A 14778-nucleotide genomic window follows, 5' to 3' on the forward strand; every position below is an offset into this window, starting at 1 on the left:
TTGCATTATGCAAGTGATTTACTGGTTATTATCCAGATTACTTGCGTTAAGAAAGTGATGAAGGTAGCATTTCCAGCATCGTCTATCGCAACGAAGTCACAGCTATGAAACATCGTTCTTTGTGCCCTATTAGCTTGGCACTAGACCTCTTAGGGGATAAATGGTCACTGTTAGTTATTAGAGATGCGGTTTTCTGTGGTGCTCAATATTTTAAGGACTTTAAAGCCGCCAAAGAGAATATCTCTACTAACATTCTTGCTGATCGCTTGAAAAGCTTAGAAAACAATGGTTTTTTAAAAAAACAGAAAGATCCATCTAACGCCAAGCAATTTATTTACACACCGACAGAATTGGCCTTTAAATTAGTCCCCACCCTTATCGAACTGGTGGTTTTTAGCAGTGATTACTATGCAAAAGCAATTCCGAATGATGTCACTCAGTTGCTCAATATGGATAGAGCAACAATGATCAGTACCTTTGCCAAAATGTAAGTTGTTTGGCTGGTGTGATGTTTAAGGCTTGATGGGCTAAATTCAATGGCGAAGGTGTGGCAGGACTATGTTTTATTGATATTGCCAGTCTTTAATTTACAGAAAAGTATTAATTTCAAAAGGTAATTTTTGGATGAGAAGCGTTAGGCATTGCTGGTAAAGAGCTGCAATGCCTACCTCATGGTGAGATCCGTTACTTTTGTTTTCCTCTCACCATCCTGACGTATAGATAAAGGACTGGTCCATTCCAGCGACCATGACCATCATAGAATTGGATAAGCCACTTGCCGCCAAACTGGCTATTATCGCTGGCAGTAGATGTCCAATAGCCAGCATAGTCAGGTGTCTGTGGAAATGCTGCTTGCGCTAATGTCGGGCTTTTATAGTTACCTTCACACACATTATCATTTGGTTTCCAATAACTTGGTTTACCTGATGAACAATAAATCAGTGAACTTAATTCCTCTTTTGTGGGTAAGCGCCAGTCGGTGTGGTTACCATCAGAGATAGACATTCCCATGGCATATGGCCAGATAAAAGTAGTAGGACTGCCTTTACAGCTACCGTCTTGCCATGTCTGTCCTACGCTACAGCGCATCCACATCAGCTTGGTTTGCGTGTCGGTGATGGTGCCATTGCCGTTATCAATATACCGCTCTGCAAGTGTACCATCGCCAATTTTGGTAAACGTGGCATTGATTTGGCAATCTGATGTCACTGTGCCTGTGGTGTACTCATTGTTATTGAGCGTACCGTTACAGCCTGTGACGGATTCAATTTGATAGCCGATGTTCGTTGAGATAGTAAAGCTGGTATTGGTGTTGTAACTGACATCAATACTCTCGGGACTGATTTTGCCTCCGGTTGTTGCTTGCGTGGTGATTTTGTACGTGCTGAGTTTGAAAGATACGGTGACTGCACACTGGGCATTTATGATCGCTGTTTTATAGCTGTTTTGGGTTAATGCGCCGCCGCAACCACTGATATCATCGATTTGATAGCCGGTATCGGGTGTCACAGTGAAAGTCGTTGCATGACCGGATTCAACCAAGTTTATTGCTGGGCTGATTTTTCCGCCAAGGCTTGCCGTTGCTGGAATGCTGTAGACCGTTGGGGTGACTTGTCCGTTGTCATCGCTGCTGTCACCTTCCGAGCCGCCACAGCCAGCGAGTAATGTTGCTGCGACTATGCTCAAAAGCAGTGTATTTGCCTTTGATGGCGGTGTCTTTATCGACGTTATGGCGAGTTTGATGCTTGCGTGAATGCACTTATTCATAGGTGTTCCCTGTTATGTGGTCCTGATTAAAGCAGGCGGTTGGTTGTGATGATTACTTCGTTACTTGATTGAGGAGGATGTTTTCTGGTGTGAATATTTCGCCGATAGCCTTGTTGAGTGAGTTACTGTAGATGTCATCTAGGGCATTGTTGGCGGTGATATACGGGGTGTACTCTTTACCTTCTCCCAATGACAGTTGCCACTTTGCTGTATTCACTTCAAAGGTATCGTCGAGATTGATGAGAAACTGAATCGTCAATGATGCGTGTGTGACCTGAGAGATAAAGGCTTCATCGACTTTTCCAGTTACCGCTTCAGAGGCTTTTTGACCCACTTGCTTGAAGTGTTTCAGCTTCATATTGCAGGTATATACAACAGTGGTAATGCCATTGCTGGCTTCTTGCTCTACCCAAGCCGTGCTGGCGCAAGGCGTCCATTTATCAAACGCCTGACCTATGTTGGTTTGCTTGTAGTCTTCGAGGTACCCCTCTTTTACATAGATAATATTTAATGGTTCACCGAAACGAATGCCGAGAATGATTAAGACGATAAGGAACGCAACAAACGTAACAACCGCAGAGGATATGATACCTAACCAACCCGTCATCCACTTTGGCATCCAAGGCCATATAGTTTCACCGAGCTTGTAATAGCGGTAATAGTCATAATTAGCCGTAAGCCCGAAGACAAGAGAATTGATGATAAAAGGAAGCTTGCTCAGGTTCTTGTCAGTAATGAGTGATGCAACTGCTATGATTATCAGATTCAGCAGCATTAGCATGAGAAACAAATAAATGCCTTTCTTCCACATGCCCTTAGCGAAGTAGTACCCCGTGCCAAACACGAATGCGAGTGCATTCATGTTAACCACATTCTGCCCCTTTAATTGTTCCTTTTTAGGCCTTGAGGTATGTGCAGGACTTTTTGCTGAAGCAAAATAGCCCAACTTGTCAGCTTGTCTTAGGTCAAATTCAGCAAACACCTTTTGCCAGCCTTTACTTAAATCATCATAGGATTTCACTGTCGGTTTAGTGGCTGCTGTAACAGGCTTAGCTTCAATCGATGGCTTCGCTACTTGTTTTGGTGTAACTGGTGCGGTGGCTACAGGGGCTGACGTTACGGCTTGAGTTGCTACGGGCTTGATGTGGGTGATGATACCCACAGCGTTCAACTTGGCTTTTAGCGCGTGAGCCTCACTTTCGCTCAGAGCTTTCTTAATGCATATCGGATTACCCGAGAACAGTAGATGTGCTTTTTCCTCGGGGACTTTCAAAAACTTTGCCAGTGCCTGACTCAGCTTATGGCGGTCTTTTCCTTCTGCTATCTCACCTTTAAAAATGACGTTGTAGGAGTTCATTACCTTTCCTTGTGATACGTGAAGAGCAATCGGCTTTGCTAGACATGCAGAACTCAGGTTTGCTCAAGGACTTAAATGAGGACTATATGCACTAAATGCGGATTATAATCCGTGGTTAGTTGGTAAGCAAATTCCCATAGTGGTTGCCTTGTGACGAAGGAGACACTATGAAAACATTAGCGACTGAATTTGGTCATGCGATGCGCAAAATGAGAAAGCTCAGAGGCTTATCTCAAGATGAATTGGCGTTACGTGCAGAGATTGACCGCAGTTATATCGGCCGTATAGAACGAGCGGAGGCGAACATCACGCTCGATATGTTGTACAAGATTGCAGAGGTGCTCGACTGTGAGCCACATGAGTTGCTACCGAGTCGAACATCACTAAAAGGTTAGGCATTGTCTAAGGCTTAAATACAGCCTCGCTGTTTGTAGTTGAGGTGCCACTCTTTAAAGAGTGCCGAACGCTTGGTGTCAATTATTCTCTTCCGAGTGATGCTTTTCTCTTTTGCTACGGGGCCAACCTTACCAAGGTCAACACCTGACAGCTCTTTGCTGTACATCTTTGGTGTCACATGGCTGTAGTGCTGTTCAATCATGGCAATGCTGGTGCCGCATTGTTTAGCCAACACTTCCATGCTGACGTTGCCTGACATCAGTTGCCACGTAATGTAGGTATGGCGTAATGAGTAAAGTGTTCTAACGCCATGCGGAGATGACTTTAAACCTGCTTCGGATATGGCTTTTTCAAAAGCTTTACCCAGTTCATTGGTGGTTGAACCATCAGCTAAGCGAAACAGCTTGTCAGAAGGCTTTCTGTTCGGGAATCGGTCACGTAATGCATTAACACTGGAAAAGATTTCATCGCGACATATCACTTCCCTTGTGCCTGTGTGCTTAACCGTTTTACCTTTGGTAACCGTAATAGAAAAAACAACATCGTGTTCCTTGGACTCCATTTGAATATCACCCCACGTAAGATGTTCCATCTCAGTCCCAGGTCGAATACCTGTATAGACCGCAAACTCCATGTAATCGATGAGCAGCTCACGAATTTGGCGGGTTTTCTCCTTACGGCTATTTTGCTCAAGTGCTAATACGGCATCGAATGCCTTTTCATATTCTTCATGTGAAAAATGCGCTCGCCGTTGTGAGCCCGCCCCTTTAGTCGACAATGATGGCACTTGAGCCGCTAACATCCATTTTTGGTCAACGGCTTCTTTGAACACTAGCTGCATAGCGGCATTGTGGTTCAGTAGCGTCGACTTTGCTGGCTCACGGCCGAATTGCTCTATTCGCCATTTATCAAATTCACGTAGCTTATCGCTGTCGATAGAGGTGATGTAAATGCGTTCGAAAAAGGGGATGTGATACTTGCGAAGTACCTGCATATAAGTCGTGTACTTCTCGATATCCTTACCATTGTCGATAGACTGTTGCATAGCCTTAATGGCTTTATCTGCCACATCACGAAAACGTTTGGAGCTAACAAAAAGGCCACGTTCAGCCATGAACTCGAATTCCATTTGTAGGCGGTGAGCCATGGCTATGGCTTTCTCTTTTTCCTTTTGTTTAGTCGCTTTGGCAATCCACTTGCCAGCAACTTTAATCCGCGCGTACCAACGTTCGCTATTGTCTTGCAGGTAGACGTATAATTCGTCTGAGATATCGTGTCGTTCGAGTTGTTTGCTCATGGTCAGAGTCTGATGTGGGTTTTGCAAAGAATTTGCAAAGTACGATAATGATGCCGTAACTTACTGAAAAATAATAGTGGTTTTAAGCACTATCTTTTCAAAATCCCCCGCCCTTAAAAGCGTGCCAGTTCGAGTCTGGCCACTGGTACCAAATCCTTCTGATGAAGGAACTAAAACCGACCTAGAGTCGGTTTTTTTTGTGCCTGAAATTTGGTTTTCGAACTGTGCTCTAGGTTGAGCTAGTGGGATTCGGCGATATCCATTTGCGTCATAGTCACGCCTTTGATTTGTGCATAAATCGCTTTGCCATGAGTGAGTTGCAGTTCGTCGCAGGCCCAAGGGGTGATGTTGGCCCAAAGTTCATCACGGCCTAGGGCGATTTTTAATTGGATTTGCTCGCCGTTATCACTGGGGTATAACTCTTTAATTTCTCCCTTTAGCAGGTTGCGGATACTTGAGCCTTTGGGGAGCTCAGTGCAAACCGAGACATGATTTGCCTGAATACGCACTTTGAGTTTCTTTGCCGTTTCAGCCAGGTAGCCATTTACCCACAAATAGTTTCCATCATCCATCACGAGTCGAGTCATGGGGTAGTCGGGATGTCTGTCGGCGACCTTAGCACTGAGGAGTGAGCTGAGTTCCTGCAATGGCACCCAAGGGCGCATTTGCTCGCTATTCCACACTTCACTTAAGGCCCCTTGGGCGATCAATTTCCCCTGATGCAGCACCAGCATATAATCCGCCAGTTGTAAGATCTCATCTAAGCTGTGGCTCACATACACTATCGGCAGTTTTAGTTCCTGCGATAAGGTTTGCAAGTAGGGCAGTAACTCGCGTTTACGGGGTAAATCGAGTGATGCCAGCGGCTCATCCATCAACAGCATATCGGGCGATGTCAGCAGGGCACGGCCAATGGCAACCCGTTGTTTTTCACCGCCCGATAGCGTGCTGGGATAACGACTGAGGAGTTTTTCAATCCCTAGTAGTTGCACAATTCTATCGAACAAGACTGGGTTAGCTGTACGCATACCATAGTTGAGATTGCCCTTCACGCTATAGTGCGGGAACAGTCGTGCTTCTTGAAATACATAGCCAATTTGGCGCTTCTCTGGGGGAAGGTTCACTTTGCCTTGTTGATAAAGCAGTTTGTCGCCGAGGCGGATTTCACCGCTATCTGGGGTTGAAAGCCCACCGAGTAGGTTCACTAGTGAGGTCTTACCCGCACCCGAACGGCCAAAAACGGCTGTCACGCCTTGCAATGGCAATTGGGTATCGACTTTCAGTTGCAGTTGTCCGAGTCGTTTTTCAATATTGATTGTTAACATACGCTTGCCGTCCTCTGCAGGGCTTTTTTACTCAGCCATTGGGAGGCAAGTAAAGACGCGAGTGCGATAACGATCGATATAATGCACAGACGCATGGCCTGATATTCGGCTCCCGGAGTTTCAATAAAAGAGTACATGGCGAGCGGAATCGTACGGGTTTCACCTGGGATATTAGAAACGAAGGTAATAGTCGAGCCAAATTCCCCTAGGCTGCGGGCAAAGGCGATAATCATGCCTGACACTATCCCTGGAGAGGTGAGTGGCAGTGTGATGGTGAGAAATACTCGCCATCGACTGCTACCTAAAGTGCGTGCGGCCTGCTCGAGTCGAATATCAACGGTTTCAAAGGATTGGCGTATGGATCTGACCATCAGCGGGAATGACACTATCGCCGCCGCGAGGGCCGCACCGCGCCAACTAAAGCTAAAACTGATACCAAACCAATTAAATAACCACTGGCCGATAAAACCTTGGCGGCCCATGCTGATCAGCAAGAGGTAACCCACTACCACGGGCGGTAACACCAGTGGTAGATGGAGCACACTGTCAAATATAGCCTTGCCAGGAAACTCGACCCTTGCCAGTAACCAAGCGCACAAAATACCCAAGGGTAAACTGGCGATAACGGCAACGGATGACACCTTTAAGCTGAGCAGCAGTGCGGCAATTTCATAGTCGCTCAAAAGAGAGCCACTTAGCAGAGAGCCGCTTAAAAATGAGCCGCTTAACAAAGAACCACTCAGCACCCTAATTCACTCCAAAGCCATATTTCTCAAACACATTTTTTGCGCTTGGGCCCTGCAGATACTCATTGAACGCTTTGGCGCTTGCGGTCGATTCTTGTTTGACTAAGGCGACAGGGTATTCAATTGGGCTGTAACTCGTTTCTGGGAAGGTGCCAACGATTTTGATCTTTTGAGCGACTTTCGCATCGGTTGAATACACTATGCCAAGCGGCGCTTCACCCTGTTCAACCAAAGCGAGGGCGGCACGGACATTGTTAGCACGGGCGAGTAAGGGCTCAGCGGCTTGCCATAGCTTGAGGTTTTCGAGGGCTTGCTTGGCATATTGTCCAGCAGGCACATGATCTGGATCGCCAACAGCCATACGACTGCCTTTTAATGCGGCTTTAATATCCCAATCGCCATTGAGCACGACTTCTGTAATGGGACTATTTTTCTCGGCAATCAAGACTAAGGTATTTTTTAACAAGGTTTTTCGGCTGTTAACATCGACCGCTTTAGCATCGACCAGATAATCCATCCACTTTTGATTCGCCGAGACAAACAGATCGGCTGGCGCACCATTGGCGACTTGTTTTGCCAGTGTTGAGGAAGAGGCGAAGGAGAATATCACCTTAGTATTGTGTTCTTTTTCATATTGCTGGCCGATTTCGTTAAGTGCATTGGTGAGCGATGCCGCTGCAAAAACAGTCACTTGCTCATTGTCTGCCGCAAAAATAGGGCTAGATGTCAGTACGATTGTGAATAACGAAGCCGTGGTAAAACGCAGTAATTGCTTAAGGTGAATGGATTTCATTGTGTTCCTCCGTGATAAAAAGTGATCGTTATATACCAATATATACATCGATTATTCAAGCCCTAAGCAATCAATTAGTGATCTGTGTGCGGTTTCTTGCTGATTAATGGTATTGATCTGCTGAAATATCTCGGCAATCTTATTGGTATCCTCAAGGTGATGAAGGACAATAGGACTCAAGTCAGACTTGGGTGCGGGATAAACGATGGATTTACATGCATTACTTACGCTTTACCTCGGGGATAAGCCCTTCGCCAATCCTAGGCGGATAAGACTGCTTGAGCAGGTCGCCAACACAGGCTCGATCAGCCAAGGCGCCAAGCTTGCGGGGATCAGTTATAAAGCGGCGTGGGACGCGATTAATGAGATGAACACCGCCATGCCCGAACCCGTAGTGTGTAGCGAAAAGGGCGGCAAAGGCGGTGGCGGCGCTAAACTCACCGAATTTGGCGAACGGTTGCTTAAGGTGTATTCCATCACCTCCCAAGTACAAGAAATGGCTTTGGCTGCCTTGCTCGATGAGTCCGTCGATATGCACAGTTTATTGGATGTGATGGCGCATTTCTCCCTCAACACCAGCGCCCGCAATCAGTTAACGGGGCGTATCAATAGCATTGATTCATTTGGATTAAATGATAACATCAGCGTGACTTTAGCGGGCGGACAACAGATTCAGATTTCAGTGACCCATTCGAGCTGCGAACGCTTGCAGTTAGCCCTGGATAAATCTGTGTTGTTACTGTTTAAAGCCCCCGCTGTACTGGCGACGACTCATGTCTGTGAAGTGGATGGGCAAAATTGCCTAAGCGGTCGTTTGCTGAGCGTGACTGAACTTGGCGATAAGGCCGAATTAGCCATAGATATTGATGGCAAAGACATCATCTATTCAGTGATGCCACTGACTCAAATGCAGGCGTTGGCTGTCGGCGAGCCATGTTTCGCCTGTTTTGATGCCACGCAGGTGATTCTTGCCAGCATGAATTAGTCGAATTGAATAATTAATTCGATTAATCATTGGGTTATTCACTGGGGATGGCCCGTAACTTGGCGTTATTGTTGTCAAAGTGAGTTGGTGGGGCTCTCTATTTATAAAGTAAGTCTTGGACTTATGGATAAATAACCTGAACTCGGGATAAGAAATGTTGAACTAATAGCCCTCCAAGTGATCGGATCTTTCGACCAAGAGAAACCCCATCACACCGGAGGGCCTATGCATAAATTAGTGGAAGTGTTTTGCGATGTCGATGATTTTTGCGCTGTTTTCATTCCAGAATGGGAAAAAACGCTGTTAACCGATGGTACACGCAAGCGTCAACGCCCTGGCCGTATGACGATGAGCGAAGTGATGACCATCATCATACTTTTTCAGATGTCCCACCACCGTGATTTCAAGAACTTCTACATCGGCTATCTGGCTCATTTCTACAAATCTGCTTTTCCTAATTTACTCAGCTATACCCGCTTTCTTGAGGTGATGCCCACTACTTTAGTGCCGCTTTGCAGCTACTTTGCCAGCCTCAAGAGTGACCCCACTGGCATTGAATTTATAGATTCAACCAGCATCAAAGTGTGTCATAACCTACGTATTCATCGCCATAAAACCTTGGCGGGACTGGCGTGCAGAGGTAAAGGCACCATGGGGTGGTTTTATGGCTTTAAGCTGCATTTGATTGTGAATCATCAAGGCGGAATCGTGGCGGCCAAAGTGACGCCTGCAAATGTACATGACACAAAACCGGTGAATGAGATGGTGCACAGTGACATGAATAAACTCTATGCAGATAAAGGGTATATCAGTAAAGCGCTGTCCAGTGAATTGCTGGATAAAGGCGTGAAGTTGGTGACGAACGTGCGTAAGAATATGAAAGCGAAGGCAATGTTGTTGTGGGATAGAGCGATGCTGTCGAGACGTTTCATCATAGAAACCATCAACGACCAGTTAAAAAATATCTCTCAAGTAGAGCACTCAAGACACTGCAACGCGCATGGTTTTATGCTGAATATGATTGCGGGACTCATTGCCTATCAATTGAAAGACAATAAGCCACAACTGAACCTCACTAACGGGGAGTTTAATGCGATTGCAGTTATGGCTCGTTAAACCGCTCTCAGGTTATATAGCAATCGCGTTGGAATGCAATATTCTTGTACCACAGAAGCAAGCCATATGGACGTCCATGGCGATAGTGGCTATTTACTGAAACTAATTATCTTTAGGTTCTTTGCGTATCGACTTAAATGGCGCTTTGATGTGAGAGAGTGCTTTTTTAAGCTTATTTTTAATATGGTTTTTCAGGCACTGTAAAATATAAAAAAAGGCGCTGGTACCTTTACAGATAACCAGCGCAAGAGTGGAAGCTTTTTAGTTAAGCGACTGATGCTCTTAATAAACTGGCTTCATCAACCCGTTTATAGTTAAGCCATGCCTTGTGGTACAACTTATGTGATTCTTGACGTAATTGGGCAATCTGCGCGAGTTCAAACTCACTTAGTGAACGTTGTTGTTTACGAGCATTGGCCTCAATCCTCTGTACTTTTTCATATACCTTATGTTCAGGACCATTTTTGATATCAGCGATATCCTGTAGGTGTAATTGCACTTCAGCAATCATGCCTGATTGGGGTAAGCGTACCAGTAGATTGAGATCGCGATAGCCGGAGGCTTTAGGTTCGGCAAAGCGGTTTTTTTGTTTCACAACTTGGGTGTGCTCATTCAAAGTTTGGTAGGCCTGCATCAGATCTTGAATGCTGTCGGTCACAATACTTGCCCTTGCAAGGTCGGTAATTTGGCTGGCATCACCGTTAAATTTTGTGGCCACTTTATCGGCTGCTCTTTGGTAACTCTTTACTGGCGGAACAATCACTTGTGCCTGTGAATAATGGGCAATTTTGGTGAGTAATTGGGCGAGCTCAGCTTGTGCATCATAGGCTTGGTGATGGAGCACGGATAAGTCATTCGAGGATTGATGAGGCGCATCGAAGGTCTGACTGCTGAGTGCATATAGACCTTGTAGGTCATGGCTTGATGCCTGTCTTGCACTGTAATTACCACGTTCTGCTTTACTGTCACTGATGTCGAGAGGATTTGCTACACCAGCGCGGCTCGATAATAAGAGTAGAAAAATAAAAAAGGTACGAAATAACTTAGTCATGCGGCCTACTTCCTTATGGGTGAGTTATTCAGGTCACGCATCCACCATAGGCTTCTATTGCTTAATTAAAGCTGAACCAACCATGAAGACTTGTTCATCTTGCGCATGGGGCTCAGTGGTTTAAGGAAATAAAAATGGCGCCACCTGTAACAGTGAGCGCCATTGTTGGCCAGCTTATACCGCTGAACAGTGATTTAAATTTGGCTTACCAAATTTTTACGCGTTTCTCTGGTGCGATATACATGGCATCGCCAGGTTTTACATCATACGTAGTGTAGAACTCAGGCATGTTAGATAGTGCACCCAGTGCGCGGAATTCCGCTGGTGAGTGTGGATCGGTCGCTACGCGGTTACGCATGGCTTCTTCTTTAGCTTTTGCGCGCCAAATTTGCGTGAAGCCGATGAAGAAACGTTGATCGCCCGTTAAGCCATCGATAACGGGTGCATCTTTACCGTTAAGCGATTTCTTATAAGCACGATAAGCGATAGTCACACCTGACAAGTCACCAATGTTCTCGCCTAAGGTTAAGCTGCCATTGACATGCAGATCATCAAACACTGCGTAACCATCGTACTGTGCGATTAGCGCTTTGCCGCGAGCAGAGAACTCTTTCAAGTCTTGCTCTGTCCACCAATCACGCATGTTGCCTTCGCCATCGAATTTAGCGCCTTGGTCGTCAAAACCGTGGCCCATTTCATGGCCGATTACCGCACCAATACCACCGTAGTTGACTGCATCGTCAGCCGCCAAATTGAAGAAGGGTGGTTGCAGAATGGCAGCAGGGAACACGATTTCATTCATGGTTGGGTTGTAGTAAGCGTTAACCGTTTGTGGCGTCATGTGCCATTCGTCTTTATCGATTGGCGCGCCCAGTTTGGCTAGTGATTTAGCATGTTCAACTTCGCTGGCACGCATAGCGTTACCGACTAAGTCGTCTGCCTTGATGGTCAGCTTACTGTAATCTTCCCATTTGTTCGGGTAACCGATTTTCGGGTTGAATTTTGCTAATTTATCCGCCGCAGCCACTTTAGTGCTGTCGCTCATCCAAGTTAATTCTTTGATGCTGTCGCCGTAAGCACCACGCAGGTTTTCAACCAGTGCTTGCATACGGTCTTTGGCTTCTGGAGTGAAGTGACGTTTGACATACACTTTACCCACAACTTCACCAAGAACGCCATTGACGGCTGCAACGCCACGCTTCCAACGAGGTTCTTGTTCTTCTTGACCATTTAAGGTTTTAGAGAAGAAAGCGAAGTTTTCATTGTCTAACGCTTCACTTAGATTGCTCGCCGCGTGCGTCAGCACTTGCCATTGCATATAGGTTTTCCAAGTGGCTAACTCAGTCGTTTTTAAAACTTCGTTTAACCCTTGGATATAGCTAGGTTGGTTAACTATGATATCGGTTTGCTTGTCAGCGCCAAGAGCGGCTAAGTAGCCTGCCCAATCGATATCTGGTGCCAGTGTTGGCAGATCTTTAACTTGATATAGATTGTAGGTTTTAGTGCTGTCGCGGTTTTCAACCACATCCCAATGCTTAGCAGCAATCGCCGTTTCTAAGGCTAAAATAGCTTCAGCACTGGCTTTAGGATTAGCGAGACCCGCAAGGGTAAACATTTTTTCGATATGGGCGACATATGCCTTACGGATATTAACGAAGCGTTCTGATTCGTTAAAGTAGTAGTCTTTCTCTGGCAGGCTTAGGCCATATTGATAGAGATGTGTTGCGTAACGGCTAGAGTTTTTCGCATCGATATCGATATAAAATGCTATTGGGGTACCCGCGCCAGCGATTTGGCTGTGGGCGAAGTACTTCACTAATTCATTCTTATCTTTTAAGGCATTAATAGCATCAAATTCGCCTTGGATTGGTGCGACTCCCAGTTTATTGAGTGTCTCAGTATCCATAAATGAACGATATAAATCGGCCACTTTTTGCTCATCTGTACCAACTGCGAGGTTGGGTGTTGCAGCCACTTCTTCGATAATGGCTTTTACGTCGTCACGTGATTTTTCACGTAAATCGTAGAAAGCGCCAATGCTAGTGCGATCGGCTGGGATCTCAGTGTTTTTTAGCCAAGTGCCGTTAACGTATTTATAGAAATCGTCTTGTGGACGAATCGCTTTATCAAAATTAGCAAATTCAATTCCAGAACCTAGTGCTTGAGTCACTGCCGCTGCGGTGGCTGTTTTAGCAGTTTCAGGTGCTTTAACTTCGGCAGCCTTGTCATTACAGGCAGTCAGGCCTGCGATAAGTGAGGCACACAGTCCCCCAATGAGTACTTTTCTCATGTTGTTTCCTTCGAGTTTATTATTGTGCCCATTATTGGGGCTGTTATTTTGGCAAAATGGGATTGCTTCAGGCGCAATGAACTATGTTAATGCCTTACTAGGAATCGAAACAAGGTCATTACAGTGTTTATCGTGGATTTATCTTGAGTGATATGTAACTAAAGGTTACCAGTTAGCATATTTAAGTCAGTAGCTGCAAAGTTACCGTATGCAGGCCTTTTCAGGTAAGCGAGCACTTCGATTTCTCATTTTAAAATAGGGTTAATTCAGTTGCCTAATTCGTTTTGCAGGGTTGCCTGCAACCACTGTTTTGGCTGCGACATTTTTAGTTACTACGGCGCCAGCACCGATGACGGCATCATCACCAATAGTGATTCCTGGCATTATGATTGCGCCGCCGCCAATCCATACCCGTTTGCCGATGTGAATCGCTTTAGCGGTTTCTAAACCTGAGCAACGTAGCTCGGCATCAAGTGGGTGACTTGAGGTATAAAACTGTACATTGGGGCCAATCATAGTCTGTTCATCAATAAAAATGGGGGCATTATCCTGCAAGGTGACATTGACATTGATGAACACTCTGTCAGCAAGAGTGAGATTGATGCCATAACTGATAAAAATCGGCGTGGAGATAGTTGCGACTGGCGATTTAAGGGGCAGAAGTTGTTGGCAGAGTTGGGTGTACTCAGTGCTATTTTGAGCAATCGTTTGATTTAATTGTCGATTCAGTCGCTGCTGTTGTGTTCTTAAACTTAAGAGTTCGCTGTCAAGACAATCATATTCTTGGCCTGTGATCATCTTTTGGAATTCAGTCATAGCATCTTTCCCTATGGTGATTGCTGTCAATGCGTAAGGGCTAATATAGAAACACAGCTCGCGTTGAGCAGCAATTCTTTGCCCTTTGAACTGGTCGGCTTCATAATACGGCAGTTTTCTTTATTGAAGTTGAGTATTAACGTGCGTTTAGACAAATTTATCTGTGAGAGTACCTCACTGACTCGCTCATTAGCGAAAAAAGCCCTGCATCGCGGTGATATTACTTGTGATGGTTTAGTCGTTAAAGACTCGGGTTTTAAAGTGACTGAAGGTATGTGTGTTTGCCTTGAAGGCGAGCCGATTGTCTTAGTGGGCGAGCGTTATTTAATGCTTAACAAACCGGTAGACACTATTTGCTCGACGATAGATGAAACCTACCCTTCGGTATTGAGCTTAATGGATGTGCCTAAGCCAGAAACTCTTCACATTGCTGGTCGTTTAGATGCCGATACTACAGGGCTCGTGTTGATTACCAGTGATGGCCAATGGTCGCATAAGATCACCTCACCGAAGAAAGAATGTGGCAAACGCTATTTAGTGCAACTCGCTGAGCCTGTGGATGCTAGTTTGATTGCGGTATTTGCTGCTGGCGTTGAATTGCGCAGTGAAGATGGTCTAACTAAGCCAGCGTTACTGGAGATTATTGATCCACAATTAGTGCGATTAACCATCACCGAAGGTAAGTATCATCAAGTGAAGCGTATGTTTGCCGCTGTGGGCAATCATGTACAAGGGTTGCATCGTGAAAGTGTAGGGCAAATTGAATTAGACCCCACCTTAGCACTGGGTGAATGGCGATATTTGACGGCTGAAGAGATAGCTTCAGTCTGATGAGTTTG

Annotated in this window: 14 protein-coding genes; 5 read left to right on the forward strand and 9 right to left on the reverse strand. The window is 45.5% G+C overall.

The window, feature by feature from the left end:
- Positions 1-104 precede the first annotated feature (104 nt).
- Positions 105-491 (forward strand): winged helix-turn-helix transcriptional regulator, encoded by a 387-nt coding sequence (locus tag L5M38_RS13785; RefSeq protein WP_014609875.1) that lies wholly within the window; start codon positions 105-107, stop codon positions 489-491.
- A gap of 193 nt (positions 492-684) precedes the next feature.
- On the opposite strand, the gene L5M38_RS13790 is transcribed toward L5M38_RS13785, so the two are convergent.
- Positions 685-1767 (reverse strand): DUF1566 domain-containing protein, encoded by a 1083-nt coding sequence (locus L5M38_RS13790; protein WP_263174496.1) that lies wholly within the window; start codon positions 1765-1767, stop codon positions 685-687.
- Positions 1768-1819: 52 nt separating this feature from the next.
- On the reverse strand, positions 1820-3124 hold the full coding sequence (locus L5M38_RS13795; RefSeq protein ID WP_263174495.1) for a DUF2628 domain-containing protein: 1305 nt from the start codon (positions 3122-3124) through the stop codon (positions 1820-1822).
- Between the two features lie 167 nt (positions 3125-3291).
- Between L5M38_RS13795 and L5M38_RS13800 the strand changes: the two genes are divergently transcribed.
- Positions 3292-3519, forward strand: coding sequence for a helix-turn-helix domain-containing protein (locus L5M38_RS13800; RefSeq protein ID WP_115335460.1), 228 nt, complete (start codon positions 3292-3294; stop codon positions 3517-3519).
- Positions 3520-3533: 14 nt separating this feature from the next.
- Here L5M38_RS13800 and L5M38_RS13805 read toward each other — a convergent pair whose 3' ends face one another.
- From L5M38_RS13805 to modA, 4 genes are all read right to left on the reverse strand, one after another.
- A complete protein-coding gene (locus L5M38_RS13805; protein WP_014609872.1) occupies positions 3534-4817 on the reverse strand; it encodes a tyrosine-type recombinase/integrase in 1284 nt (427 codons plus the stop codon).
- A gap of 239 nt (positions 4818-5056) precedes the next feature.
- Positions 5057-6142, reverse strand: coding sequence for a molybdenum ABC transporter ATP-binding protein ModC (gene modC / locus L5M38_RS13810; protein ID WP_263179459.1), 1086 nt, complete (start codon positions 6140-6142; stop codon positions 5057-5059).
- Entirely contained in the window at positions 6136-6873 is a 738-nt protein-coding gene (gene modB / locus L5M38_RS13815) for a molybdate ABC transporter permease subunit (RefSeq protein WP_263167630.1), read from the reverse strand. Before modB ends, modC begins: the two co-directional genes overlap by 7 nt.
- A 16-nt stretch (positions 6874-6889) precedes the next feature.
- Entirely contained in the window at positions 6890-7681 is a 792-nt protein-coding gene (modA, locus tag L5M38_RS13820) for a molybdate ABC transporter substrate-binding protein (protein WP_263167601.1), read from the reverse strand.
- A gap of 205 nt (positions 7682-7886) precedes the next feature.
- Between modA and L5M38_RS13825 the strand changes: the two genes are divergently transcribed.
- Both L5M38_RS13825 and L5M38_RS13830 read left to right on the forward strand, forming a co-directional pair.
- Positions 7887-8666 carry a TOBE domain-containing protein gene (locus L5M38_RS13825; RefSeq protein ID WP_263167599.1) on the forward strand — a complete coding sequence of 260 codons (780 nt, stop codon included), beginning with the start codon at positions 7887-7889 and terminating at the stop codon, positions 8664-8666.
- Between the two features lie 225 nt (positions 8667-8891).
- Positions 8892-9782, forward strand: coding sequence for an IS982 family transposase (locus L5M38_RS13830; protein ID WP_263167597.1), 891 nt, complete (start codon positions 8892-8894; stop codon positions 9780-9782).
- A gap of 265 nt (positions 9783-10047) precedes the next feature.
- Here the strand turns inward: L5M38_RS13830 and L5M38_RS13835 are convergent, their stop codons facing one another.
- The 3 genes from L5M38_RS13835 to L5M38_RS13845 all read right to left on the reverse strand — a co-directional run bounded on the left by L5M38_RS13835 (position 10048) and on the right by L5M38_RS13845 (position 13939).
- Positions 10048-10833 carry a RelA/SpoT domain-containing protein gene (locus tag L5M38_RS13835; protein ID WP_131523742.1) on the reverse strand — a complete coding sequence of 262 codons (786 nt, stop codon included), beginning with the start codon at positions 10831-10833 and terminating at the stop codon, positions 10048-10050.
- 205 nt (positions 10834-11038) lie between these two features.
- Positions 11039-13123 carry a M13 family metallopeptidase gene (locus L5M38_RS13840; protein ID WP_263179460.1) on the reverse strand — a complete coding sequence of 695 codons (2085 nt, stop codon included), beginning with the start codon at positions 13121-13123 and terminating at the stop codon, positions 11039-11041.
- Between the two features lie 261 nt (positions 13124-13384).
- A complete protein-coding gene (locus tag L5M38_RS13845; protein ID WP_263179462.1) occupies positions 13385-13939 on the reverse strand; it encodes a sugar O-acetyltransferase in 555 nt (184 codons plus the stop codon).
- 78 nt (positions 13940-14017) lie between these two features.
- Between L5M38_RS13845 and rsuA the strand changes: the two genes are divergently transcribed.
- Entirely contained in the window at positions 14018-14770 is a 753-nt protein-coding gene (rsuA, locus tag L5M38_RS13850) for a 16S rRNA pseudouridine(516) synthase RsuA (protein ID WP_263179463.1), read from the forward strand.
- The last annotated feature ends 8 nt before the right edge of the window (positions 14771-14778 follow it).

This window comes from Shewanella sp. SM101 (assembly GCF_025654465.1).
In the GTDB taxonomy this organism is placed as follows: Bacteria; Pseudomonadota; Gammaproteobacteria; order Enterobacterales; family Shewanellaceae; genus Shewanella; species Shewanella oncorhynchi.

Bases quoted from the DNA above. Each gene is read 5' to 3' on its own strand.
- L5M38_RS13805 (WP_014609872.1), bottom strand. From the start codon at position 4,817: ATGAGCAAACAACTCGAACGACACGATATCTCAGACGAATTATACGTC.
- L5M38_RS13830 (WP_263167597.1), top strand. From the start codon at position 8,892: ATGCATAAATTAGTGGAAGTGTTTTGCGATGTCGATGATTTTTGCGCT.
- L5M38_RS13795 (WP_263174495.1), bottom strand. From the start codon at position 3,124: ATGAACTCCTACAACGTCATTTTTAAAGGTGAGATAGCAGAAGGAAAA.
- L5M38_RS13790 (WP_263174496.1), bottom strand. From the start codon at position 1,767: ATGAATAAGTGCATTCACGCAAGCATCAAACTCGCCATAACGTCGATA.
- L5M38_RS13840 (WP_263179460.1), bottom strand. From the start codon at position 13,123: ATGAGAAAAGTACTCATTGGGGGACTGTGTGCCTCACTTATCGCAGGC.
- L5M38_RS13785 (WP_014609875.1), top strand. From the start codon at position 105: ATGAAACATCGTTCTTTGTGCCCTATTAGCTTGGCACTAGACCTCTTA.
- L5M38_RS13800 (WP_115335460.1), top strand. From the start codon at position 3,292: ATGAAAACATTAGCGACTGAATTTGGTCATGCGATGCGCAAAATGAGA.
- L5M38_RS13835 (WP_131523742.1), bottom strand. From the start codon at position 10,833: ATGACTAAGTTATTTCGTACCTTTTTTATTTTTCTACTCTTATTATCG.
- modC (WP_263179459.1), bottom strand. From the start codon at position 6,142: ATGTTAACAATCAATATTGAAAAACGACTCGGACAACTGCAACTGAAA.
- L5M38_RS13845 (WP_263179462.1), bottom strand. From the start codon at position 13,939: ATGACTGAATTCCAAAAGATGATCACAGGCCAAGAATATGATTGTCTT.
- L5M38_RS13825 (WP_263167599.1), top strand. From the start codon at position 7,887: ATGGATTTACATGCATTACTTACGCTTTACCTCGGGGATAAGCCCTTC.
- modA (WP_263167601.1), bottom strand. From the start codon at position 7,681: ATGAAATCCATTCACCTTAAGCAATTACTGCGTTTTACCACGGCTTCG.